This window comes from Collinsella aerofaciens (assembly GCF_028209395.1).
GTDB lineage: Bacteria > Actinomycetota > Coriobacteriia > Coriobacteriales > Coriobacteriaceae > Collinsella > Collinsella aerofaciens_AZ.
On record NZ_JAQLDQ010000003.1, the window covers coordinates 86,897 to 110,485 of the forward strand.

The following is a 23,589-nucleotide window of genomic DNA, read 5'->3' on the forward strand; positions in this document are numbered from 1 at the left end:
TGGGCTCGTTTTACGAGGGTTGGTTAGGCGCGCTCGATGAAGGCCTTGTAGCCGCGGTAGGCCTCGTAGATATCGGCCTTGTTGGCGACCTCCCACAGGGCATGCATGGACAGGACGGCAACGCCGGAGTCGATGACGTTCATGCCGTACTTGGCCATGATGTAGGCGATGGTGCCGCCGCCGCCCGCGTTGACGCGGCCGAGCTCGCAGGTCTGGAAGTCCACGCCGGCCTCGTCCATGATGTCGCGGACGAGGGCCACGTACTCGGCGTCGGCGTCGTTTGAACCGCCCTTGCCGCGGCTGCCCGTGTACTTGTTGAAGCACAGGCCGCGACCCATGAAGGCCGCGTTCTTGGTTTCGAACTTGCCGGCGTAGCCCGGGTCGAAGCCGGCGGACACGTCGGAGGAGAGCATGCGGCTGTGGGCGAGTGCACGGCGCAGGGCCAGCGGGCTATCCTCGCCGGCGAGCGTCATGATCTCGGCGACGGTGTTCTCGAAGAAGCGGCTCGTCATGCCGGTGGCACCCACGGAGCCAATCTCCTCCTTGTCGACGATGAGTGTGATGCTCGTGCGCTCCACGTTGGCGACGTCGATCTGGGCGAGCATGGACGGATAGGCGCAAACGCGATCGTCGTGGCCATAGCCCAGAATCATGGAGCGGTCGAGGCCCATGTCGCGGGCCGGGCCGGCGGGCACGACCTCAATCTCGGCGGAGAGGAAGTCCTCCTCCTCGACTTCGTACTGCTCCTTGAGGATATCCAGGAACATCTGCTTGACGGGCTCCTTGGGAGCGTCCTTGTCGTCCTCGTCAAACTTGACGGGGCGGCCGCCCACGATCACGTCGAGGATCTCGGCATCGACGGCATCCTTGGCGGGCTTGGCCATCTGCTCGCTCGAGAGGTGGATCAGCAGGTCGGAGATGGTAAAGACCGGGTCGTCCGCCTTGTCGCCGATGTTGATGTCGACGGTGGTGCCGTCCTTTTTGCAGATGACGCCTACGAGTGCGAGCGGGGAAGCGACCCAGTGGTAGCTCTTGACGCCGCCATAGTAGTGCGTGTCGAGGTAGGCCATGTCGCCGGCCTCGAAGGCGGGATTCTGCTTAAGGTCCAGGCGCGGCGAGTCCACGTGGGCGCCCAGGATGTTAAAGCCCTGCTCGAGCGGGGCGGTGCCCAGGTTGACGAGCATAAGGTCCTTGCCGTGATTGGCGGCGTACACCTTGTCGCCGGCCTTGAGCGCGCGGCCCTCGGCGATCACGGTCTCCAGATTGACGTAACCCGCCTCCTCGGCCATCTTGATACCGGTCTTGACGCACAGGCGCTCGGTCTTGTTCTCGCTCAAAAACTGCTTATAGCCGCGGCAAAGCTCCTCTAGCTCCTCGATTTGCTGTGGCGTGTACTTTTTCCATGCGCAGGGACGCTCCATGACGCAGGCTCCTTTCGGATCGATCGTGCTGGTTGATGTACCGTGAGCCATCGTATCACGCGCGGGCTCACGGCGGCAGGGAAGCCTGATGTGCGGTGGCCGCGGGGCGGGGAGCGTGTAAACTGGTGTGAGCAAACCGTGCCCAGCCCAAAGCGAGGTATTCAATATGTCTGACAAGCGCCGTACCTTTGCCGTCATCGACGGCAACTCGCTCATGCACCGCGCCTTCCACGCCGTGCCGCCGACCATGAACGCGCCGGACGGTCGTCCCACCAACGCGATCTTTGGCTTTTTGAATATGTTCCTCAAGATGATTGACGCCTTTAATCCCGACGGCGTTGTTGTGGCGTTTGACAAGGGCAAGCCGCGCGTGCGCATGGAGATGCTGCCGCAGTACAAGGCTCAGCGTCCGCCCATGGACCCCGATCTGCACGCACAGTTTCCAATGATCAAGGAGCTGCTCACCGCGCTCAACGTGCCGATTCTGCAGTCTGAGGGCTGGGAAGGTGACGATATCCTGGGAACCATGGCGCGCCTGGGTGAGGAGGCCGGCTGCGACATGTTGCTGGTGACCGGCGACCGCGACATGTATCAGCTCGTGACCGAGCACGTCAACGTGGTCTCGACTCGCAAGGGCCTGTCCGACGTGGCGATCATGACACCCGAGAGCGTGGACGACCTGTATCACGGCATTACGCCGGCCCTCGTACCCGATTTTTACGGTCTGAAGGGCGATACGTCGGACAACATTCCCGGCGTACCGGGCATCGGCCCCAAAAAGGCGAGTGCGCTCATCGCGCAGTACGGTAGCCTGGACGAAGTCATCGCGCATGCCGACGAGGTCAAGGGCAAGATGGGCGAGAACCTGCGTGCACATATCGACGATGCGCTGCTGAGCCGCAAGGTCGCAACCATTCGCACCGATGCGCCTGTCGAGCTCGACTTTGAGGCGACGTCCTTCCCGGCGTTTTCTGCCGACGAGGTCTCCGCGGCGCTCGGCACGCTCGGCATTACGGCCATGCAGAACCGCTTCCTGGCGCTGATTGGCGGCGAGGGCGGGGTCGTGCCTGCTGCCAGCGCGTTCGAGATACCCGCGGTTTCGCGTGCCGCCGCTGGCGATGCGGAGGCACTTGCTGCCGTGGCGTCCGAGGTCGCCCGCGCGATTGATGCCGGCGAGTGGGTCGCCGCCGTGGTGGACGACGACAAGGAAGAGGGCGCGCTCTTTGGACTGACGCGCACGCTGTGGCTGGCGACGTCCAAGGGCCTGTTCGCGCTCGAGGAGGGCGACGGCGGTGCGGCGGCTGAGGTTGAGGGCTTTAACTTCGCCCACGGCGTGATTGCCGGCGTGCTCGCGCGCCTGTTTATGGAGGGCCGCGTGGCGAGCCCGGATATGAAGGCGCTGCTGCACGAGCTTTCGCCTATCGATTCCTCTGAGCCCGAGCTCATGGACCCGCTGTCTGCCGATTCCACGTGCATCTTCGATACCGTGGTTGCCGCCTACCTGCTGGATTCCGACCGCTCCGAGTTCGATGAGGCGTATCTGGCCGATACCTATCTGCAGATGTCGCTGCCTGCGGCGCGCGGTGCAGAGGGTGCCGGCGAGGACGCTCCTGCACCCGCCGCCCGTACGGCAGCCTTGACGCTGGCGCTGGTCGCACCGCTGCGCGACCGCATGACCCGCGAGAACGCCGCCAACGTGTTCGATGGCATCGAGATGCCGCTTGTGCCGGTGCTTGCCAAGATGGAGCGCGCGGGCATGCTCGTGGATCCCGATCGGTTGCGCAGTCTGTCCGAGGGCCTGGCGACCCAGATCACCGAGGTCGAGCGAAGCATTCGCGACCTGGCGGGTGACGAGACCTTTAATATTGGCAGTCCCATGCAGCTGTCGCACGTGCTCTTTGATGTGATGGGGCTTCCGACCAAGGGCCTCAAGAAGACTAAGCGCGGCTATTATTCGACCAACGCCAAGGTGTTGAGCGATCTTGCCCGCGACCACGAGATCGTGCGTCTGATTTTGGACTGGCGTGAGAAGTCCAAGATTAAGTCGACCTATCTGGACACGCTAGGTCCGCTGCGCCGCGGTGACGGTCGCGTACACACTACGTACAACCAGACCATCACCGCGACGGGGCGTCTGTCTTCGAGCGACCCCAATCTGCAGAACATCCCGACGCGCTCGGAGCTGGGCCGCACCGTCAAGACGGCGTTCTCGGCAGGCGAGGGCAGCGTCTTTTTGGCGGTGGACTACTCGCAGATCGAGCTGCGTCTGCTCGCGCACCTCTCGGGTGACGAGCATCTGGTACGTGCCTTTAACGAGGGTGAGGACTTCCATGCCGAGACGGCCGCGCGCGTATTTGGCGTGCCGGTGTCCGAGGTGACACCCGATCTGCGCAGTCGCGCCAAGGCCGTGAACTTTGGCATCGTGTACGGCCAGCAGGCCTACGGTCTGTCGCAGTCGCTGCATATCTCGATGGCCGAGGCGCGCGATATGATCGATCGCTACTACGAGGCCTATCCAGGCGTGCGTACGTTCCTCGACAACGTGGTGGCGCGCGCCAAGCAGACGGGCTACGCCGAGACCATGTACGGCCGCAGACGCCATATTCCCGAGCTCAAGGCTAAAAACCCGCAACTTCGTGGCTTTGGCGAGCGCACGGCCATGAACCACCCCATGCAGGGCACCGCGGCCGACATCATCAAGATCGCCATGGCCCGCGTAAGCCGCCGCCTGGAAGAAGAGGACTTTGCCGCCCACATGATCCTACAAGTACACGACGAACTGGACTTTGAGTGCCCGGTCGAAGAAGTCGAGCGCCTAACCGCCATGGTCCAAGACGTCATGGAGCACGTCGTAGACCTACGCGTACCGTTGATCGCCGAAGCATCGACAGGAGTGACCTGGGCCGATGCCAAGTAAGGCCACACCCACAACCCCAAAGTAACCAAAACAGAAGGGAGCCCCTCATCAACAAGGAGCTCCCTTCATTCAATTAAATTCAGCCAAAGTATCTAGACGCCAAGACGCCATCCGGGCGGCAAGCAAGTAACCTCAGGACCTGGCCGGGTGGCATGGGTTAACTTTTCGTAGATTCCGCACGCAAAGAAAGCCACTTAATGTGGCTTTCGTCTTGCGCAGGACCTGACCGAGCGAAAAGTTAACCCATGCCACCCGGCCAGGTCCGACAAGTTACGTTAACGAGCCGCCAAGATGGCGTCGATGAGCGTCAGTACGCCCCCGTCGTTGTTGCTCGGAATACGCCACTTGGCGTGTGCGTTCATGTGTTCCTCGGCATTGTCCACGATAAAGCTGTGACCGACGCGCTCCAGCATGGGGATGTCGTTGTAGGTATCGCCCACGGCGGCGGCATCGGCAATATCGATGCCCAGGTGCTCGCACAGGTGCGCGACGCCGGCGCCCTTGTCGACGCCCAGGTTCATAAAGTCGATCCACTCGCGCCCGGCGTTGGTGACGTAGAGCTTGTCCGAGAACTCGGGGCTATAGGTCTCGCGGAAAGCGGGCTCGGCGTCGTAGCCGGGGAAGAAGACCGAAATCTTGTTGGACTCGAAATCAATGCCCTCAAAGCTGTCGACGTAGTTGATTGTGTTGTAGTAGACGCTGATCTCGTCGTGGTACTGATGGTCGCGGGCAAGCACGTAGAACTCGTCGAAGCAGCACAGGACGGGAACGGCGTGCGGGTCCTCCGAGGCACGGCTCAAGACCTGCTGATACAGCGCCACATCGATGTTGCTCTTATAGATATAGTTGCCGCGATAGATGACGCAGGCTCCGTTGTCGGGACAAAAGGCGAGGCGGTTCTTGATGCCCTCGAACATCTCTTCGAGCTTGGGGGCGGGACGTCCGCTGGCGGGGCAGAATACGATGCCGGCGTCGGCGAGCTTGTCCAGGCATTCGTCGAGGCCTTGCGGTAGCACGCGCTCGTCGGTCAGCAGCGTCTTGTCCATGTCGACGGCGATGAGCTTAATGTTTCCGATATTGGCGTCCGATTCGTAAGTTTGCATAAAGGCGAGCCTTTCGTTTCGAAATTGTTTCAGACGTTATAACCATCAACTCGTAGTCAGGCGTATTTTCGCAGGATTGGCGCGCGTTTGCACCACGCTTCACAAACTAATGAAAAAACTTTTCAGAAATTTGAATTTGTCGCTTGCGCTGCGGGCACTTTAGCGTAATATAGCGACCATCGGAAACGGAGACGGCAAAACAACCGCTTACCGAGGAAAAGGTACCGTTTACGATATTAGAATTGCGCCCGGCGATAGGTGAAAGGAGAGGCAGATGCAGTTCGTAAAGATCATCACCACTGCAGACAATGCCATCCGACGCCAGCGCGCAATTTCCCGACGACGATAACAATCGTCTCTGTCCGCATGGGGCGCAATGCCTCAACAGAGTCATTTTGAGGTCGTTGGGTTTTAAGCACGACATAGCCGCATGTTTCTAGGGCATGCCTGTGATGCATTCTGCTGAATAACCTGATATTGCACGGTTTTTGACCTCAAGGTGACTTGCAACTGACCGATGTTCTAACTAGCTACCAAGGGCGAAAGGAAACAGCCATGAGCAAGGAAAAAGTCGTTCTCGCATATTCCGGTGGTCTTGATACATCCGTATGTGTCAAGTGGCTCCAGGACGAGAAGAATCTCGATGTCGTTTGTGTCTGCGGCAATGTGGGCCAGGAGGAGACCGGCCTGGACGCCAAGAAGCAGAAGGCGCTTGACCTGGGCGTTCTGGATTGCCAGGTGCTCGACCTGCGCGACGAGTTCTCCGATGAGTTCCTGACCAAGGCCATCGCCGCAAACTCCATGTACGAGAACAAGTACCCGCTGCTCTCCGCCCTGTCTCGCCCGCTGCTCGCCAAGAAGCTTGTCGAGGTCGCTCACGAGTTTGGCGCGACCTACGTCGCACACGGCTGCACCGGCAAGGGTAACGACCAGGTTCGTTTTGAGGCTGCCGTCAAGGCCCTCGACCCTGAGCTTAAGGTCATCGCCCCGGTTCGCGAGTGGGATCTGAAGTGCCGTCCCGACGAGGTTGCCTATGCCCACGCCCACAACGTGCCGGTTCCCGAGGGCGCCAACGACAACCCCTATTCCATCGACGACAACCTGTGGGGTCGTGCCATTGAGTGCGGCCACCTGGAGGATCCCTGGAACGAGCCGCTCGACGACGCTTGGGTTATGACCAAGAATCCTGAGGACACGCCCGACACCCCGACGTATACCGAGATTGAGTTTGAGGCCGGCAAGCCCGTCGCCGTCGACGGCAAGAAGATGAAGCTCTCCGAGATCGTCATCGCCCTCAACAAGATCTCCGGCGACAACGGCTTTGGCCGCCTCGACCTGGTCGAGGATCGTCTGGTGGGCCTCAAGAGCCGCGAGTGCTATGAGGTTCCCGGCGCCCTGACGCTCATCACCGCCCACAAGGCGCTCGAGGACATTTGCGTCGAGGGCGACCTGCTCAAGACCAAGATCAAGCTCGAGCAGGATTGGGCCACCGCCGTGTATAACGGCCAGTGGTACAGCCCGCTCAAGAACGCGCTCGACGCCTTTATGGCCGACACCCAGAAGTTCGTGACCGGCACCGTCCGCCTGAAGTTCTTTAAGGGCAACTGCCATGTCGTCGGCCGCAAGAGCCCCTTCAGCCTCTACGACTACGGTCTGGCTACCTACGACCGCGACACCACGTTTGACGAGAAGGCCAGCGCCGGCTTTATCGAGATCGATACGCTGTCGCTCAAGACGTGGGCAAAGGTCCAGGGTCCCAGCTCTGCCGCCGCCCAGGCCTAAGGCTTTTCCTTCCCTTGGTATCCGCGCGGCCCATCCGCGTGATACAAAACGGGCGCACGGGGTCCCTACCTTTCGTTATGCTTGCTGACACTTCTTAACATCGGTGGCCCCTACGTTCCGCCCGCATATATGACGCCGCGCTTGCGGCTGAGTCCGAGCCCCGCCGGGGTTGTCCGGCGGGGCTCTTTCTATCAATTTGTCGGCCTTGCGCCTATATATATATGAGGAGTATCCAATATGTTCAATGTCATCGCGCATGCTTTACTTGCCCTCGCGCCCGAGCTCGATGCTGCAAAGGTCGAGGACGTCCCTATGAGCCTGAAGGCTTGGATTGACGGTTCGCAGGGCAACATCCGGAGGGAGACGTTGGGTGCCAAGTGCATGGTGCGTCACTTCTTTGCAAATTAGCTACATGGCCCCGCATGCAGTGGGGAATGTGCAAAACTAGCGGTTGGTAAATCGCTTTAGCGACAGGGCGCATTGCTTTGGGCGCTTCGTTTGGTATTTGATGAAAGGGGACGATCCCATGGCTCTTTGGGGCGGTCGTTTTGAGGCGGGCGTGGCCGAGGTCACGCAGGAGTTTGGCGCGTCGCTGCCGGTCGACAAACATCTCTATAAGCAGGATATCGCCGGCTCTAAGGCACATGCCAAGATGCTGGCCGCCCAAGGCATCATCAGTGCCGAGGACGAGCAGGCGATTGCCGAGGGCCTGACCGGAATCGAACAGGATATCGATGCCGGCAACTTCACCTTCGATATCAACGACGAGGACATTCATATGTCCATCGAGAGCGAGCTGACGCGCCGCATCGGAGAGGCCGGTAAGCGCTTGCATACTGGGCGTTCGCGCAACGACCAGGTGGCGACCGATACACGCCTGGGCGTCAAGGCGCTGGCCAAGGAGCTCATGGAGGCCAATCTTGAGCTGCGTCATGTGCTGGTGGATGCGGCCAAGAAGTACGACAAGGTGATTCTTCCGGGTTACACGCACATGCAGCATGCTCAGCCCGTGCTGCTGTCGCATCATCTGCTGGCGTATTCCTGGATGTTCGCGCGCGACTTTACACGCTTGAAGGCCGCCTTTGATGCCGCCGACAGCTGTCCGCTGGGTGCTGCCGCGCTTGCCGGCACGAGCTATCCGCTCGATCGCCAGATGACGGCTGCCGAACTTGGTTTTGCGGGCGTGATTCCCAACTCGCTCGATGCGGTTTCCGACCGTGATTTCCTGCTCGATCTGCATTACGCCGGCTCCGTCATGGCCATGCACCTGTCGCGTCTTTCCGAGGAGATCGTGCTGTGGTCGAGCTCCGAATTTGGCTTTATCACGCTTTCAGACTCCTACTCCACCGGCTCGTCCATCATGCCGCAGAAGAAGAATCCCGACTTTGCCGAGCTTATTCGCGGCAAGAGCGGCCGTGTCTATGGCAACCTGGTGCAGCTGCTCGTAACCATGAAGGGCCTGCCGCTCGCCTATAACAAGGACCTGCAGGAGGACAAGGAGGGCGCGCTCGATACCGCTCACACGCTCATGCAGTGCCTGTCGGTTATGGCCGGAATGATTTCGACTTGGACCGTCAACGAGGATGCCATGGCGCGCGAGTGCGGCGTGGGACACCTTGCCGCCACTGATGTTGCCGATTACCTGGCTAAGCGTGGTCTGCCGTTCCGCGAGGCACATGCCGTGGTGGGCCATCTGGTCCTGATGTGTGAGAAGCGCGGCTGCAATCTTGAGGACCTGCCATTTGAGGTGTTCCAGGAGGCGAGCCCGCTCTTTGAGCACGACATTACCGAGGCGCTCGATATCCCGTCGATTGTCGCCGCGCGCACGACCGAGGGCGGCACCGCTCCTGCCGCCGTTGCCGTGCAGCTGCAGCGTGCCGAGGCACAGTTCGTGGCCGACGAAGGCGCGTTTGGATCGCTAACCAAGGTCGTCGAGATGGGTCACGGGGCAAAGTAGGGGTTTGGCTGAAGCCGTTTTGGCCATGTATTGATAAATCGTTTTCGCTTTACGGGTGCCTACTGATGTAGGCGCCCGTATTTTGTTGCTATGGGGGAGGGGCTTGTCGAGAACTTCTGTTGGACCTTTGGACAGGTTGTGAAGGGGATACGTTCGCGGGCGGCAACCGACCGCCTGCTCTGTTCGATGTGGTTGATGAGCGGTCGGATGGTACTCTAATCGGGCTTCGAAACAGAAGTGACACATATGGAGCGCTTTAATAAATTGCAGCGTTTCAATAAACAGCTTTTTGTTTAACTGCAGCTAAAACTCTGTTACGATGCAGTCCAGGCGGGTGCCGGAATGGGACTTGGGCACGCGCGAACCTACTTGAAAGGCTACCTTATGGCTATCGAGAAGACCTTCATCATGATTAAGCCCGACGCCGTGCGCGATCGCAAGATCGGCGAGATCGTTGCTCGCATTGAGCGCAGCGGCCTTGTCATCGAGCGCATGGAGATGACCACGCTCGAGCGCGCTACCGTCGAGGAGCACTACGCCCATCTGGCCGACAAGCCCTTCTTTGGCGGTCTCTGCGACTTTATGACGAGCGGTCCGGTCGTCAAGATGGTCGTTTCCGGTCTCTCCGCTGTTTCCAAGATGCGCACCCTTATGGGCGCTACCAACCCGCTTGATGCTGCTCCTGGCACCATCCGCGGCGACTTCGCTGTCGATGTCAACGCCAACGTGATCCACGGCTCCGACTGCCTGGAGAACGCCGAGATCGAGATCAAGCGCTTCTTTGGCTAAACCAGCTTTGACTCCTTAAAGCTGTTAGCGTGTGGCTTGGGCGCTGCGGAATTCCATCCGCGGCGCCCTTTTTATTCCAAAATCTATGAAGGGACCCGCTCGGACATGAGTTCCGAGCGGGCCCCTGCTGTTAGCTTGTGGCACTGAGTAGTTTAGGCCTCGTCGACGACCTTGAGGCCGCGCGTGTGGTCGATCTCGTTGAGGAGGTTAACGCGACGCTCGTGACGACCGCCCTCAAACTCGGCGTCGAGCCACTCGTCGACGATCATCTTGGCGAGCTCGGAGCCCACGACACGGGCACCAAAGGCGAGCACGTTGGTGTTGTTGTGCATGCGCGAGAGCTTGGCGCTGAAGGGCTCGGAGCATACGACGGCGCGAACGCCCTCGACCTTATTGGCGGCCAGGCTGATCCCGACGCCGGTGCCGCAGATCAGGATGCCCAGGTCGACGTCACCGTTGGCCACGGCCTTACCCACCTTGTAGCCGGCGATGGGGTAATCAAAGCTCTCGGAGGTGTCGGTTCCAAAGTTCACGACCTCACAGCCGCGCTCCTTCAGGTGCTCGGAGATAATGTTCTTGAGCTCGACGGCGGCGTGGTCGTTACCGATACCAATCTTCATGAGTGGTTCCTCTCTGGTCCGTGCGGCGGAATTGCTAAAGGTTTTACCGCGTTCGACTGCATGATAGCGCGACTTTTGTGTAAACGCTCGGGCGTTTTTTGGTCAAACGCTTTAGCATGCAACAAGACTTACTTCTCATGAATTAATGCCGTCAGTTTGCGCTTGAACGCCGTCCGCCGGAACTTGGGTTGCGGTTTTTGATGCATTGTTATCAAATAGAATAGAGTTAACTATTATTGAGAGCCCAGTCCGTTATGTAAGCAGGAGATACCTATGCCTACCGATTCCATTCGCGATGCCGCTTTTTGCGATGTCTTGAACCGCGAGCTTGTCTGCGCGCTCGGCTGCACCGAGCCCATTGCCGTTGCCTATGCAGCGGCGCTGGCGAGCCAGACGCTTGGCTGCGAGCCCGAGCATATGGACGTTGCCTGTTCGGGCAATATCATCAAGAACGTCAAGAGCGTTACCGTGCCCAACTCGGGCGGCATGCATGGTATTGAGGCGGCGGCCGTGCTGGGTGCCGTGGGCGGCGACGCCAAGAGCGCGCTCGAGGTGCTCGAGAGCGTTGACGATAAAGACCGTGCGCGCGTGGCCGAGCTCCTCGCTGACGCCGGCTACTGTGATGTGTCGCTTGTCGAGGGTGTGCCCAACCTCTACATCAAGGTGACTGCCACGGCCGGGGGCCATGTCGCGGTCGTCGAGATTACCGACCACCACACCAATGTCACGTGCCATACCCTCGACGGTATTCCGGTATGCGGTAAGTCGGCGGGGGAGTGTGCCGCCTGTGCCGAGCGCGTCGTGGCCGAGCGTGCCGCAGATAGCGCCGACACGCCCATGTCGATCGAGACCATCATCGACTTTATCGAGGACGGTGACATTGAGGACGCCCGCGCTGCCGTTGAGCGTCAGATTGAGCTGAATGGCGCAATCAGTGCCGAGGGCCTTGCGCACGCTTGGGGCGCCGAGGTGGGTCGTACGCTGCTGGGTGCTCGTGCCGATGACGTCGCCTGCCGTGCCCGTGCCCGTGCGGCCGCCGGATCCGACGCTCGCATGAATGGCTGCGCGCTGCCGGTCGCCATTGTGTGCGGCTCGGGCAATCAGGGCATTACCTGCGCATTGCCCGTCATGGAGTATGCCGAGTACCTGCGTTGCGACCACGAGCGCCTGGTGCGCGCCGTGATGCTGTCCGATCTTATCGCTGTGCATATCAAGAGCTATATTGGTGCGCTCTCGGCGTTTTGCGGTGCTATTTGCGCCGCGTGCGGCGCCGGCGCCGCTATTACCTGGCTGTGCGGTGGCACGCGCGAGCAGATTGGCGCGACGGTCTCGAATACGCTTGGCAACGTGGGCGGCATCGTGTGCGACGGCGCCAAGGCGAGCTGTGCCGCCAAGATCTCGGCTGCCGTCGATGCGGCGATTCTGGGTCACGATATGGCCATGCAGGGTCGCGGCTTCCGTGCCGGCGAGGGCCTGATCCAGGATACCGTTGAGCAGACAATCGCCAGCATGGGCTACGTAGGCCGCGTGGGCATGAAGGACACCGACGTCGAAATCCTCAACATCATGATCGGCAAAACCCAGGTTTGTTAGTTACGCGGTTTTACCAAACCGCGTAACCAGTCGACGCTGCAAGCCCGCCAGAGCGGCAATCTGCCTTTCAACTTCGGCGGCATGACCAAAAGGTCAATGCCGCCTCGTTTCAAGGCACCTTGCTCGCCCTGGCGGGCTTTCGCTGTCGGTTCCAAGACATCGGCGCAATCTTTGTAATGTGAAAAGGGGCTGAACCTTTGTCACATTCGGTCTGCGGTGTTATTTTGTTTGGAGCGAGCGAGGGGGTTCTATGACAGTTCGTCGGCTACTTGGTGTTCGTAGAAGGCTTCTACTACGGCGTTAAAGTCGCGGGCGAAGTCTTCCATGGTTCCGCGCCAGGTGGCTCGGCCGGGTTTTCCCTGGCCAACATAGGCAGTTTGAATGCCGCAGGCGGGACTGGGGAAGTCGCGCTTGGGATCGTTGCCCACCATAAGGACCTCGTTTGGCTCGAGCCCCATCACCTGAAGCTGCTCTAGATAGTAGGTGGCATCGGGCTTGCAGCGGGTGGTGTTTCCCATGTGCGTGACGAGCTCAAAGGGAGCGTCGGCCAGGTCGCCCCAACCCATGCGGCACTCGATGGCCCCCTGGGGAAAGCTGGGGTTGGTAAAGAGCGCGCAGCGCAGTCCAGCGTCCTGTACGGCCTGGAGCGCGGCGTGCGCGCCCGGCATAGCGTGGGCGTTAATGACATCGTCGTTCTTGTACGGAAGAACTTCGCGGTCATAGTAGGTAAACGCCTCGTAGATGAGGGGATCGGAGAGGCGGATCCCGCATCGGCGCTCGACCTCTTCTTGGTAAAACTCAAGATTGGTGCGGTTGTCCGTGCCGCTGCGGCGATTGGCGTTGAGGTCGACCAGGATGGTGCCGAGGCGTGCCATCGTGCCACCGCGGCTGCGGCGCCCGATATCCGCGAGCATCGAAGAGACATCCTTAAAATAGCGAAGGATGAACGCGTTGAGGTTGATGCTGAGAAGCGTCTCGTCCATATCGAAAACGACTGCTTTGAGCACGCGGGCACCTTTCTCGAAAAATCGATCTAGAATCGTTGGCTCCGGATACTTTACCCCAAAGCCGAATGCCTGGCTGGTTATCGTCAAGTTGCGGAGACGTGTGTTCATAAGATTACGAAAAAGTCTCCACACGAGTAAAAAATCGCAGTTCACGCTTGAAATCGAACTCATTTCCCCGTAACCTATACGAACGTGATTGCATAAGCGTCACATTAGTATCTGTCGGCTCCCGAGTGTTCCTAAACGTTGTGTGCTTGTCGCACCCTTCTGTAGGTCCTAGCAATCGGGGCCCCGTAGTTCGAAAGGGGTCCACCTTTGAGTGAGATTCAGAACTCGTCCATTTTCTCTCTTGACGATGTCAATGAGGAGGAGATGAACAACCTCATCGACGGTACGATTACCGACTTTGATGAGGGCGATCTCGTTAACGGCACTGTCGTTAAGATCGAGCATGACGAGGTGCTCGTTGACATCGGATTCAAGTCCGAGGGCGTTATCCCGGTCCGCGAGCTGTCCATCCGCAAGGACGCTAACCCTGCAGACATCGTTGCACTCGGTGATCCCATCGAGGCTCTGGTTCTCCAGAAGGAGGACAAGGACGGTCGTCTGGTCCTGTCCAAGAAGCGTGCCGAGTACGAGCGTGCTTGGAACCGCATCGAGGAGAAGTTCAACTCCGGCGAGAACGTCGAGGGCGAGGTTATCGAGGTTGTCAAGGGCGGCCTGATCCTCGACATCGGCCTGCGTGGCTTCCTGCCCGCTTCCCTCGTCGACCTCCGTCGTGTCAAGGACCTCACCTCCTACATGGGCACCCGCATCGAGGCTCGCGTCATCGAGATGGACCGCAACCGCAACAACGTCGTCCTCTCTCGTCGCGTCGTGCTCGAGGAGTCCCGTAAGGCCGAGCGCTCCGAGATCCTGTCCAAGCTCAAGTCTGGCATGCGTCTCCAGGGCACCGTTTCCTCCATCGTCGACTTCGGCGCCTTCGTCGACCTCGGCGGTATCGACGGCCTCATCCACATCTCCGAGCTCTCCTGGAACCACGTCAACCATCCTTCCGAGGTTGTCAAGGTCGGCCAGGAGGTCGAGGTCGAGGTTCTCGACGTCGATCTCAACCGCGAGCGCATCTCCCTGGGTCTCAAGCAGACCACCGAGGATCCGTGGCGCGCACTGGTCAAGAAGTACCCCGTCGGCGCTATCGTCGAGGGCACTGTGACCAAGCTTGTTCCGTTCGGCGCTTTCGTCGATCTGGGCGAGGGCATCGAGGGCCTGGTGCACATCTCCGAGATGGCCAACAAGCACGTCGATCAGCCTTCTCAGGTCACCCACGTGGGCGACAAGGTTCAGGTCAAGGTCATGGAGATCGACCTCGACCGTCGTCGCATCTCCCTGTCCATGAAGTCTGCTGCTGAGACTCTGGGCGTCGAGATCGAGGTTACCCCGCTGCCTTCCGAGAAGAAGGACGAGGAGACCGACGCCGAGTAAATCGGTTTGACGATCACTTGTTTTAGGGACCCGTCCGCAATGGACGGGTCCTTTTTTGCATTTGGTGCCGAGATGCACGATGCTGCCCATGCTATCCACAGGCTATTTGGTTGTCGGTGCATGAAAAAATGCCGACATCCCGCCTCGGGGAGGAGGCGGGAACACACCGAGTAGACGGAGGGGTGTGGAGCGCGGTCGCGTCTCGACTGACGACGTTGCCCATCGACAGGACCATTGTAGCGCATGGCGGTTCTTGGTTTATCGTGTCGAGCGTTTGCGTTGTGCCATTGCCTGCGGCAACGGTGTGTTACACTCTTGCACTGCTGAGTGGGCCAGACGGTCGCGCGATGTACTGCTTGCAGTACGCGTGAGGAAAGTCCGGGCTCCAGAGGGCGGGATGCCGGCTAACGGCCGGGCGGAGTGATCCGACGGAAAGCGCCGCAGAAAAGAAGACTCCCACCTGCGCCGCAAGGCGTAAAGGGAAAAGCTGAAACGGTGGTGTAAGAGACCACCAGCGTCGTGGCAACACGGCGGCTTGGCAAGCCCCATCCGGAGCAAGCGCGAATAGGAACGCTATGGGCCGGCCCGGTCCGCGTTCGGGTAGCGTGCGTGGAGCTGCACGGTAACGTGCAGACAAGATAAATGACCGTTCACGACAGAACCCGGCTTATAGGCCCACTCAGCAACTATGTTGACGCTGCGACGGCGTCAGCTGGCCGATTTGGCGCTCATTCGTCGGTCGCCGCCATAAGGCGTGCTCCCTCCTCTTTCGGGCCAAATCGACTCAGCTGACGCCGTCTCGCTGTTTTTATCTGGTCATCGGCAGCCTCATTTCTGTTGCAATCTCGTCTTTCAAGGCACCTTGCTCGCGCTGACGGGTTCTCGCTTTCGTTTACGGAATCATCGGCGTTGCCGTTCTATTTACCGGGGTTATCGGTACGGCCTTTGCCGTATTATTGAGGCTGTTTGTTGCTTTGCTTGTTGTTGAGGGGCTTTGTTGGACAGCTATTTTACTCTGCAATCGAATATTGAGGCTTCAGGCGAGTTTGTGGACCGCAAGAGCCGGTTTATTGCCCAGCTGGTCCATATTGAGTCCGAGGATGAGGCGAATGCCTTTATCGAGATGGTTCGCAAGCGCCATTACGACGCTCGACACAATGTTCCTGCGTGGATTTTGGTCGATGGGCGCGAGCGCCAGAGCGATGACGGTGAGCCGAGCCGCACGAGCGGTATGCCGACGCTCGAGGTGCTGCGCGGCGCAGAGCTTAAAAATGTTTGCTGCGTGGTGACGCGCTATTTTGGCGGCACGCTGTTGGGGCCTGGTGGATTGGTGCGCGCCTATACCGCGGCGACGCAGGCGGCGGTGGCGGCTGCTCGGGAGGCTGATCAGGTCGTCGAGATGACCAGTGTCGTGCCTGTTGACGTGCATGTGGCCTATTCGCAGTATGAGCAGGTGCTTCGTTTGGCGCAGGATTCAGGTGCCAAGGTTTCGGATACCGATTACGCGGATGCCGTGACGATTCACTTGGTGTTCAAAGCGGGGGAGCAGGAGCCGTTTTGCGCCAAGATGCGCGAGCTTATGGCGGGGCGTGAGGAGATTGAGGTCGGAGCCCCCGAATTTGCCGAGTTCTAACGGCGACGGCCGGCGTGCTTTTGGATGGATTCCAAGCGCGCCGGCCGTCGTTTTATGTTGCTGCCGTTTACTCGGCGAGCTGCTTTAGCACATCGCAGGCGATCTCGACGGCATCGTCGATGCAGCCGGGACAGCTGCGGAGCGGGCCTTTATCCGGTCCGATGCCCTTGAGCGTGCCGCAGACGGTCGTCGTGTTCTTCTCGCCAAAACGCTTGGCGATTTCGCGCGACAGCTTGTAGGTCTGGCCCTTGGTCTTAGGGTTTTCCATGCCGTCGCTCATTACAAAGCCCATGATGGCCACGGCGCCCGAGATGGCGCCGCAAGTTTCGGTCATGCCGCCCATGCCGGCGCCAAAGCCCTCGGTGAGGGTAAAGGCGACCTGGGGGTCGAGCCCGACGGCGGGCGCGAGCGTGCAGGCGACGGCCTGGGCGCAGTTAAAGCCACGGGCGTGGTATTCGGCAGCTTGAGCCTGACAGTCGGTGATGTCGAGCTGGGCCGTATCGATTTGCTTCATCGTTGTCTCCTTGGTCACGGTGTACCCGCCTATGGTACCCGTGACGGGGCATGTAATCATCGAGAGCTTCATGTATGCCTCGTTTTTATCTATCGAGCAAATGCCCAAAGCTTGAGATAAATACCCCTAATCAATTTGTCCCTTAACCTACCTTGGGGATGGGTTGAGAGGGGTGCGGGGTAGCGGTATCGTGAACCGAATAAAATGTAACCCAGGCAAGGGAGCTAGATATGAGCGAGCAGACCATCGGTACTACATGTGTTCAGGGCGGCTATCACCCGGGAGATGCCGAGCCGCGCCAGGTGCCCATCTACCAGTCCACCACGTGGAAGTACGACACGTCCGAGCACATGGGCAAGCTGTTTGACCTGGAGGAGTCGGGCTACTTCTACAGCCGCCTGCAGAACCCCACGTGCGATCTGGTTGCCGCCAAGATCTGCGAGATGGAGGGAGGCACCGCCGCGATGCTCACGAGCTCGGGCATGGCTGCGAACTTCCTCGCGATCTTTAACGTGGCCGGTGCCGGCGATCATGTGGTCGCAAGCTCTGCCATTTACGGCGGTACGTATAACCTGCTCGCCCATACCATGGGTCGCATGGGCTTGACCTGCACGTTCGTTGCCCCCGACTGCACCGATGAAGAGCTCGAGGCAGCCTTTGAGCCCAATACCAAGCTCGTCTTTGGCGAGACGATCGCCAACCCCGCCCTTGCCGTGCTCGATATTGAGCGCTTTGCCAAGGCCGCGCATGATCACGGCGTGCCGCTGATGGTCGACAACACCTTCCCGACGCCCGTGATGTGCCGTCCCTTTGAGTGGGGCGCCGACATCGTTACGCACTCCACCACCAAGTACATGGATGGACATGCTGCCTACCTGGGCGGCGTGATCGTCGACCACGGCCAGTTTGACTGGATGGCTCATGCGGACAAGTTCCCGGGTCTCACCACGCCTGACGAGAGCTACCACGGCGTGACCTATGCCGAGAAGTTCGGTCGCGAGGGCGCCTTCATTACCAAGGCCACCGCGCAGCTCATGCGCGATCTTGGCCCCATGCAGAACCCGCAGGCGGCGTTCTTCTTGAACAGCTCGCTCGAGAGCCTGCATGTGCGCATGCCGCGTCATTGCGAGAACGGCCTGGCCGTTGCCAAGTTCCTGCAGAGCCATCCCAAGGTGCGCTTCGTGAGCTATCCGGGTCTGGAGGGCGACAAGTACTATGACCTCGCTCAGAAGTACATGCCAAACGGTACCTGCGGCGTTGTGAGCTTTGGCTTTAATGGTGGTCGCGCGGCGGCCGAGACCTTTATGAAGAGCCTCAAGCTCGCCCAGATCGCCACGCATGTGGCCGACGCCCGCACCTGCTGCCTGCATCCTGCTAACGCTACGCACCGCCAGATGAACGATGAGGAGCTCATCGCCTGCGGTATCTCCGCCGACATGGTGCGCCTGTCGTGCGGCCTCGAGGACACGGCCGATCTGATTGCCGACCTTGAGCAGGCGCTCGAGCAGTGCTAGGCTAGCGTTCGCACAAGGCGCCGATGCTGGCAGAAAGCTTCGGTGGCCTTTCGTTCCGATTCCGTAGGCGGGACCCCAATCGCGACTGATTACAGGCGATTGGGGCCCCGTTTTTGCGTTGGGCCACTCGAAAGGATGGATATGGAGAAAACTGCAGAGCAGCTGCGCCGCGAGCACATTGCCCTAGAGGGCGACACCCATGGCAAGAACAAGTGGGCGATTCTGTTTACCGTGCTCATCATGACGTTTATGGTGTGTCTGGATTCGACCGTCGTGACCGTGGCGCTGCCCGTGATGCAAAAGGAGCTGGGTGTGGGCCTCGATCGCATTCAGTTGGTAAGCTCGGTGTATCTGCTTGCGACTTGCGTGGCTATGTTGCCGTTTGGCCGTCTGGGCGACGTGCGCGGCAAGGTGAATGTGTTCCAGTTGGGCGTCATCGTCTTTTCGGTCGGTTCGCTGCTGTGCGGCCTTTCGGCCTCGCTCGAGGTTCTTATCCTGGCACGCATTGTTCAGGGCGTCGGTTGCGCGGCGGCCATGGCTAACAACATGGGTATCATCACCGAGTCGTTTCCGGCGCGCGAACGAGGCCGTGCCATGGGTATTCTTGCGACCTTCGTGGCCCTCGGCATGATGTGTGGCCCCGTGCTCGGCGGCATGCTGGTGGCAAGCTTTCCTTGGGAGAGCATCTTCCTCATCAACCTGCCCATTGGCGTCATCTCGTTTATCGTGGGGCTCTACACGCTGCCGCATGTTAAGCCGGAGGCCGGCGAGCGCCCCATGTCCCTGATCGAGGCCGCTCGTCGCTGCTTTGCAAATTCGGCCTTCACCATCAACCTTGCCTGCATGCTCATCGTGTTCGTTGGTATTGGCGCATCCGAGTTTATCCTGCCGTTCTATTTTCAGGACGCCCACGGCTTTGGTTCTGACATTTCCGGATTGCTCTTTTTGGCGCTGCCGATGGTGAATGCCTTTATCGGCCCGCTTTCGGGTACGGTTTCGGACCGTGTTGGCTGCGAGGGCCCCACGGCGGTCGGCCTGGGCGTGTACGTATGCGGTCTCTTTGCGGTAAGCACGCTCGACGAGCACTCTTCCATCCCTGTGATCGTGTGCTGCGTCGCGTTTATGTCGTGCGGTACGTCGATTTTCCAGAGCCCCAACAACTCGTTGTATATGGGCTCGGCTCCGCGCGAAGCACTCGGCTTTGCGGGCAGCTTGGGCAGTTTGGCGCGCTATGCTGGCATGGCACTCGGCATTACGGTGGCGTCGAATATCCTGTATGGGCAGATGAGCGTGGCGATGGGCGAGGCCGTGACCAGTTTTGTTGCAGGCCGTCCGGATGTGTTCTTGTTTGGTTTCCGTTCGGTGTTCTATGTGTTGATGGCTGTGGCCGCTGTGGGCTTTGCGCTCGCCATGGTGCGTTTGGTGAGGATGCGCGCCTGCCATTAGTGCGTTGGGAGGCTGTCTGCCACGATTCGCGCCGTCTCAAAAAGACTGGTTTGTGGTGCGATGCGGCTTGTGGGGCGGGCGGGGGTCGGTCCGTGGTAGACTATCGAACAACGTTTATTAATCGCGCGGTATCGTTGCCGCGAGAAGGGGTTGCGCCATGCAGGAGCTTGAGGATCGTATTCGCCATGACGGCATCGTAAAGGCCGGTAACGTCCTTAAGGTTGATGCCTTCCTCAACCACCAATGCGACGTTGAGCTGTTCGACCACATGGGTGCCGAGTGGGCCCGTCTGTTCAAGGATGTCGAGATCAACAAGATCCTGACGATCGAGGCTTCGGGCATTGGCATGGCTTGCATCGCGGCCCAGCATTTTGGCGGCGTGCCGGTGGTCTTTGCCAAGAAGGCACAGTCCATCAACCTTGACGGCGAGCAGTATGCCACGACCATCTACTCCTTTACCAAGCAGAAGGAGTACCCGGTCATCGTCGGCAAGCGCTTCCTGTCCGAGGGCGACAAGGTCCTGATCATCGACGACTTCTTGGCCAACGGGTGCGCGCTCGAGGGTCTTATCAAGATCTGTGAGGCTGCGGGTGCCGAGGTGTCCGGTATTGGCATTGCGGTGGAGAAGGGCTTCCAGGGCGGCGGCGATAAGCTCCGCGAGCGCGGCTTCCGCGTTGAGAGCCTGGCCCGTATCGCCGATATGGACTGCGAGACCGGCGAGATCACCTTCGCCTAAGCGCGCAGCACAAGCGATTGGTATGCGATGTGACAAAGGGACTGTCCCTTTGTCACATTTTTTGTATGAGGGGAGGTGTTGATATGGATGAGAACAAGATGGGATGGCGTGAGTATGCGCACTATGCCGGGATGTCGGTCGAGGAGTTGGCGCGCGATTGCGAGGTGCAGGTGTTTCGCGCGACGGGCCCGGGTGGGCAGGGCGTGAACACGACGGACTCGGCGGTGCGCATGAAGCATATCCCTTCGGGGATTACCGTGACGGCGCGTGAGAGCCGCAGCCAGTTCCAAAACCGTAGCAGCTGCCTGCGTAAGCTGCGCGCTGAGCTTGAGCGTCGCGGGCGTCCACCGCGCCGACGCGTAAAGACCAAGGTGCCTCAGCGCTCTCGCCAGCGCAGGCTCAACGACAAACACTTCAACGCCATTAAAAAGGCCAACCGTCGCAAGCCGGGTGGGGAGGAATGATCTTATCAATAAGTTGCGGTGAAATAGGGACTGTTTTGCGGCTTTAGATGCATAAACAGTCCCTATTTCACCGCAACTTAGGTGGGGTTAGCGGGTGGGGTGCCAGACGTGGAGGGCGCCGGCAAGGATGTCGACCTCGATGCGCGAGGCGACAACGGGCTCGCCGTCGGCCTGGATGGGGTAGTTGGGCTCCTCCAAGGTGAGCGCGGCATGGCGGCAGCGGCGCATACGAACCGGCGGCAACTTGGTATGGTGGCCGTCCTTGGCCGAAAGAAACATAGGCAGGGCAACCGCGCGAGGGACAGGGCCGCATGCGTAACAGACGTCGAGCATGCCGTCGCAGGGGTCGGCATCGGGGCAGATGCGATAGCCCGAGCCATACGTGGGACCCAGTTGAATCGCCATGATGATCGCCCTCACGCGCTCGGCGGGCGCGCCGTCAAAGCTGGCTGTCATGGGGTAGTTGCGATAGCGCAGGCCAAACTGCTCAAGTCCCGAGAGGGTGTAGAGCGGCGCGCCCGTCAAACCGGTCTTTTTGCGCAGCTCGGTGGTGCCAAGGCCGATGGCGGCATCGATGCCGATCGAAAGCGTTTGGTCGTAGTACTCAACGGAACATTCGCCGCTACCGTTTGCGGGGTTCCATGAGCGAATGCGCCCGATGTCCTGACGTTGCAGCTCGCAGGTGAGCAGCGCGCCAAAATCCTTACCGGAGAAATCGTCGATGCCGAGCGTTTGGGCAAAATCGTTGCCAGAGCCCACGGGCAGGACGGCAAGGGCGGGGCGGGCGTCCTCCTTTTGCGTCATAAGCCCGTTGACGACCTCGTGAATCACGCCGTCGCCGCCAAGGGCGATAACGGTGCGATAGCCCTGAGCCTGGGTGGCCAGCTCCTTGGCGTGTCCCATGCGCTCGGTCAGCACCAGGTCAAACTGGGATGTGCGCGCAGTCATGTCCAAAAAGCGTTGCAGGCGCTCGGCAACCTCGTGCGCGGCGCCCGACTGGGCGGCTGGGTTGGCGATGATGAGCGTGCGACCAAAATCAGTTGCGTGCATGGGGCGACTCCCGGCGTGTGACATGACAGTGCGGTCGCGCTCAGGTCGAATTGCCCCCGATTGTGGCTGCACGGCGATTATTACATCTACTCTATCAGGTCGTTGTGGCGCTCGATAGCATCCGCTACCGTACCGCCCTCATCCACAATAAGCGAACGGCGCTTGGGTGAGATGATGCGCTGGGCGGGGTACACGCCGCGGTGCCCGCCGGTTAGGTAGCTGATAAAGGCCACGATGACAAAGAACCCGGCGGCCGTGCCGTGGAACAGGTCGATGGCCATCATGCAGGTGGTGATGGGTACGTTGAGGCCGGCGCAGAACACGCCGAGCATGCCCAGCGCCGCCAGAAAGCTGGGGTCGATTCCGACGAGGCAACCGATCCAACCGCCGAGCGCCGCACCGATGCCAAACAGGGGCGTGACCTCGCCGCCTTGGAAGCCAGCGCCCAGGGTAAGCGCTGTGACGACCAACTTGATGGCTGCGTCCGCCAGGGTGGTGTTGCCCGCAAATCCGGCGCCGGAAAGCCACGTGGAAAGGCCGGCGTAGTCCCAGGCGTCGAGGAGGGCATAGGCGGCCAAAACCACGAGTGCGCCAATAAGTGCGCGAACGAGGTAATTGGTGATAAAGCGACCGTACAGGCTCTTGACGGTTCGAACCGACCACGCAAAGAGGCGTGCCGTCAGACCGAAGATGATGGCGCTGATAACAACGATGACGACCGTTGTGGGCGTCATAGCGGGAACGCTGGCGATGACATTCGCCTCGTACTCGGTACCCAGGGCGAGTGATGTAAAGTAGCCGGTAAACGAGGCGACCAGGCAGTAGATGCCCGCCGTGTAGTCGATCTTGCCGATAAAGCACATCTCCATGCCAAAGAAAGCTCCGGCAAGGGGCGAGCCGAATACGGCGCCAAAGGCCGACGAGATGCCGGCGAGCATGAGGTCGTGGTGGTCATGCTTTTTGAGGTGGGCGAGGCTCGAGATGTTGCTGGCGATGGTTCCGCCAATCTGCACCGCAGCTCCCTCGCGACCGGCCGATCCGCCCGTTAGGTGCGTGAGCGTGGAGCAGACGAAGGTGAGGACGGCCATGCGCATATGGATGAGGCGGGTGCCCAGAGCGGAGTCGATGACCAAGTTGTTACCGCGTTTGGCGGCAAGACCGTGGTTTTTGTACACCCATGCGGTGGCAACGCCCACAACGGGAAGAAGCGCGTAAATCCACGCATGGTGCTCGCGATAGTCGGTCGCGATATTCAACGAGGCCAAAAACGCCCAAGCGGCAACGCCCATGGCAAGCGAGACGATGACGACGAGTATGAGCAACTTGGCGCTCGCGAGTAGGTTGCGGGCGTTGCGGCGCGTGTCGGCAGCCAAGAGATGCTCGGAGCGGGTAAGTTGATGCCTGCCTGCCGTGATGACGTCGTTCAGGGAGAAAAAGCCGCCGTCGTCGAGCGGCTGGGGATGGTCTTGCGCCTCGTTTGCGCTTTCGGGTTTGTCGTTATGAGTCATACGTTCCTCTTTTAGGTTGCAACGCAAGCATTATAAAACGCGGTAAACGCGAC

General features: G+C 60.0%; 19 protein-coding genes and 1 other RNA gene. 13 read left to right on the forward strand and 7 right to left on the reverse strand.

Translation table 11 applies throughout. The features are described from left to right. Window positions 1-23: 23 nt before the first annotated feature. The gene (locus tag PMW67_RS02495; protein ID WP_271738652.1) at window positions 24-1,421 is read right to left on the reverse strand and encodes an aminopeptidase; all 1,398 of its coding nucleotides are present in this window, start codon (window positions 1,419-1,421) and stop codon (window positions 24-26) included. Window positions 1,422-1,587: 166 nt separating this feature from the next. Here PMW67_RS02495 and polA point away from each other — a divergent pair, with 166 nt between their 5' ends. Next, window positions 1,588-4,338, forward strand: coding sequence for a DNA polymerase I (gene polA, locus PMW67_RS02500; RefSeq protein ID WP_271738653.1), 2,751 nt, complete (start codon window positions 1,588-1,590; stop codon window positions 4,336-4,338). Between the two features lie 275 nt (window positions 4,339-4,613). On the opposite strand, the gene PMW67_RS02505 is transcribed toward polA, so the two are convergent. Continuing rightward, the gene (locus PMW67_RS02505; RefSeq protein WP_271738654.1) at window positions 4,614-5,441 is read right to left on the reverse strand and encodes a Cof-type HAD-IIB family hydrolase; all 828 of its coding nucleotides are present in this window, start codon (window positions 5,439-5,441) and stop codon (window positions 4,614-4,616) included. 555 nt (window positions 5,442-5,996) lie between these two features. Here PMW67_RS02505 and PMW67_RS02510 point away from each other — a divergent pair. The 4 genes from PMW67_RS02510 (at window position 5,997) to ndk (ending at window position 9,969) form a co-directional block, all read left to right on the forward strand. Continuing rightward, window positions 5,997-7,223, forward strand: a complete 1,227-nt coding sequence (locus PMW67_RS02510) for an argininosuccinate synthase (RefSeq protein WP_035138001.1) — start codon at window positions 5,997-5,999, stop codon at window positions 7,221-7,223. Between the two features lie 237 nt (window positions 7,224-7,460). Further along, window positions 7,461-7,631 carry a hypothetical protein gene (locus tag PMW67_RS02515; protein WP_271738655.1) on the forward strand — a complete coding sequence of 57 codons (171 nt, stop codon included), beginning with the start codon at window positions 7,461-7,463 and terminating at the stop codon, window positions 7,629-7,631. Window positions 7,632-7,749: 118 nt separating this feature from the next. Then, complete coding sequence (argH, locus tag PMW67_RS02520) at window positions 7,750-9,180, forward strand: argininosuccinate lyase (RefSeq protein ID WP_271738656.1); 1,431 nt, start codon at window positions 7,750-7,752, stop codon at window positions 9,178-9,180. Window positions 9,181-9,564: 384 nt separating this feature from the next. Further along, window positions 9,565-9,969 carry a nucleoside-diphosphate kinase gene (ndk, locus tag PMW67_RS02525; protein WP_055251725.1) on the forward strand — a complete coding sequence of 135 codons (405 nt, stop codon included), beginning with the start codon at window positions 9,565-9,567 and terminating at the stop codon, window positions 9,967-9,969. Window positions 9,970-10,121: 152 nt separating this feature from the next. On the opposite strand, the gene rpiB is transcribed toward ndk, so the two are convergent. Continuing rightward, on the reverse strand, window positions 10,122-10,589 hold the full coding sequence (rpiB, locus tag PMW67_RS02530; protein ID WP_006234151.1) for a ribose 5-phosphate isomerase B: 468 nt from the start codon (window positions 10,587-10,589) through the stop codon (window positions 10,122-10,124). A 273-nt stretch (window positions 10,590-10,862) separates the two neighbouring features. Between rpiB and PMW67_RS02535 the strand changes: the two genes are divergently transcribed. Beyond that, window positions 10,863-12,182: an L-cysteine desulfidase family protein gene (locus tag PMW67_RS02535; protein ID WP_271738657.1), complete on the forward strand. Its 1,320-nt coding sequence runs from the start codon at window positions 10,863-10,865 to the stop codon at window positions 12,180-12,182. A 248-nt stretch (window positions 12,183-12,430) separates the two neighbouring features. Here PMW67_RS02535 and PMW67_RS02540 read toward each other — a convergent pair whose 3' ends face one another. Then, window positions 12,431-13,189: an HAD family hydrolase gene (locus PMW67_RS02540; protein WP_271738658.1), complete on the reverse strand. Its 759-nt coding sequence runs from the start codon at window positions 13,187-13,189 to the stop codon at window positions 12,431-12,433. Window positions 13,190-13,504: 315 nt separating this feature from the next. On the opposite strand from PMW67_RS02540, the gene rpsA reads away from it, so the two are divergent. From rpsA to PMW67_RS02555, 3 genes are all read left to right on the forward strand, one after another. Beyond that, window positions 13,505-14,671: a 30S ribosomal protein S1 gene (gene rpsA, locus PMW67_RS02545; RefSeq protein ID WP_022095232.1), complete on the forward strand. Its 1,167-nt coding sequence runs from the start codon at window positions 13,505-13,507 to the stop codon at window positions 14,669-14,671. Between the two features lie 324 nt (window positions 14,672-14,995). Next, window positions 14,996-15,357: RNase P RNA component class A (gene rnpB / locus PMW67_RS02550), an RNA gene on the forward strand. Between the two features lie 308 nt (window positions 15,358-15,665). After that, the gene (locus PMW67_RS02555; RefSeq protein ID WP_271738659.1) at window positions 15,666-16,304 is read left to right on the forward strand and encodes a YigZ family protein; all 639 of its coding nucleotides are present in this window, start codon (window positions 15,666-15,668) and stop codon (window positions 16,302-16,304) included. A 67-nt stretch (window positions 16,305-16,371) separates the two neighbouring features. Here the strand turns inward: PMW67_RS02555 and PMW67_RS02560 are convergent, their stop codons facing one another. Beyond that, on the reverse strand, window positions 16,372-16,818 hold the full coding sequence (locus PMW67_RS02560) for a C-GCAxxG-C-C family protein (protein WP_271738660.1): 447 nt from the start codon (window positions 16,816-16,818) through the stop codon (window positions 16,372-16,374). Between the two features lie 230 nt (window positions 16,819-17,048). On the opposite strand from PMW67_RS02560, the gene PMW67_RS02565 reads away from it, so the two are divergent. From PMW67_RS02565 to PMW67_RS02580, 4 genes are all read left to right on the forward strand, one after another. Beyond that, window positions 17,049-18,332: an O-acetylhomoserine aminocarboxypropyltransferase/cysteine synthase family protein gene (locus tag PMW67_RS02565; RefSeq protein ID WP_148346077.1), complete on the forward strand. Its 1,284-nt coding sequence runs from the start codon at window positions 17,049-17,051 to the stop codon at window positions 18,330-18,332. 141 nt (window positions 18,333-18,473) lie between these two features. Then, window positions 18,474-19,778: an MFS transporter gene (locus tag PMW67_RS02570; RefSeq protein ID WP_271738661.1), complete on the forward strand. Its 1,305-nt coding sequence runs from the start codon at window positions 18,474-18,476 to the stop codon at window positions 19,776-19,778. A gap of 157 nt (window positions 19,779-19,935) precedes the next feature. Then, a complete protein-coding gene (locus PMW67_RS02575; RefSeq protein WP_117629416.1) occupies window positions 19,936-20,514 on the forward strand; it encodes a xanthine phosphoribosyltransferase in 579 nt (192 codons plus the stop codon). 83 nt (window positions 20,515-20,597) lie between these two features. After that, the gene (locus tag PMW67_RS02580) at window positions 20,598-20,978 is read left to right on the forward strand and encodes a peptide chain release factor family protein (protein WP_416378091.1); all 381 of its coding nucleotides are present in this window, start codon (window positions 20,598-20,600) and stop codon (window positions 20,976-20,978) included. Between the two features lie 87 nt (window positions 20,979-21,065). Here PMW67_RS02580 and PMW67_RS02585 read toward each other — a convergent pair whose 3' ends face one another. Further along, window positions 21,066-22,028, reverse strand: a complete 963-nt coding sequence (locus tag PMW67_RS02585) for a diacylglycerol/lipid kinase family protein (RefSeq protein WP_271738662.1) — start codon at window positions 22,026-22,028, stop codon at window positions 21,066-21,068. A gap of 86 nt (window positions 22,029-22,114) precedes the next feature. Continuing rightward, window positions 22,115-23,536: a chloride channel protein gene (locus PMW67_RS02590; protein WP_271738663.1), complete on the reverse strand. Its 1,422-nt coding sequence runs from the start codon at window positions 23,534-23,536 to the stop codon at window positions 22,115-22,117. Window positions 23,537-23,589: the final 53 nt, after the last annotated feature.

Excerpts from the sequence above, each read along its gene's own strand:
- PMW67_RS02575 (WP_117629416.1), top strand. The coding sequence starts at position 19,936 with ATGCAGGAGCTTGAGGATCGTATTCGCCATGACGGCATCGTAAAGGCC.
- PMW67_RS02570 (WP_271738661.1), top strand. The coding sequence starts at position 18,474 with ATGGAGAAAACTGCAGAGCAGCTGCGCCGCGAGCACATTGCCCTAGAG.
- ndk (WP_055251725.1), top strand. The coding sequence starts at position 9,565 with ATGGCTATCGAGAAGACCTTCATCATGATTAAGCCCGACGCCGTGCGC.
- PMW67_RS02535 (WP_271738657.1), top strand. The coding sequence starts at position 10,863 with ATGCCTACCGATTCCATTCGCGATGCCGCTTTTTGCGATGTCTTGAAC.
- PMW67_RS02590 (WP_271738663.1), bottom strand. The coding sequence starts at position 23,536 with ATGACTCATAACGACAAACCCGAAAGCGCAAACGAGGCGCAAGACCAT.
- PMW67_RS02515 (WP_271738655.1), top strand. The coding sequence starts at position 7,461 with ATGTTCAATGTCATCGCGCATGCTTTACTTGCCCTCGCGCCCGAGCTC.
- PMW67_RS02510 (WP_035138001.1), top strand. The coding sequence starts at position 5,997 with ATGAGCAAGGAAAAAGTCGTTCTCGCATATTCCGGTGGTCTTGATACA.
- polA (WP_271738653.1), top strand. The coding sequence starts at position 1,588 with ATGTCTGACAAGCGCCGTACCTTTGCCGTCATCGACGGCAACTCGCTC.
- PMW67_RS02495 (WP_271738652.1), bottom strand. The coding sequence starts at position 1,421 with ATGGAGCGTCCCTGCGCATGGAAAAAGTACACGCCACAGCAAATCGAG.
- argH (WP_271738656.1), top strand. The coding sequence starts at position 7,750 with ATGGCTCTTTGGGGCGGTCGTTTTGAGGCGGGCGTGGCCGAGGTCACG.
- PMW67_RS02580 (WP_416378091.1), top strand. The coding sequence starts at position 20,598 with ATGGATGAGAACAAGATGGGATGGCGTGAGTATGCGCACTATGCCGGG.
- PMW67_RS02585 (WP_271738662.1), bottom strand. The coding sequence starts at position 22,028 with ATGCACGCAACTGATTTTGGTCGCACGCTCATCATCGCCAACCCAGCC.
- rpiB (WP_006234151.1), bottom strand. The coding sequence starts at position 10,589 with ATGAAGATTGGTATCGGTAACGACCACGCCGCCGTCGAGCTCAAGAAC.
- PMW67_RS02560 (WP_271738660.1), bottom strand. The coding sequence starts at position 16,818 with ATGAAGCAAATCGATACGGCCCAGCTCGACATCACCGACTGTCAGGCT.
- PMW67_RS02505 (WP_271738654.1), bottom strand. The coding sequence starts at position 5,441 with ATGCAAACTTACGAATCGGACGCCAATATCGGAAACATTAAGCTCATC.
- PMW67_RS02565 (WP_148346077.1), top strand. The coding sequence starts at position 17,049 with ATGAGCGAGCAGACCATCGGTACTACATGTGTTCAGGGCGGCTATCAC.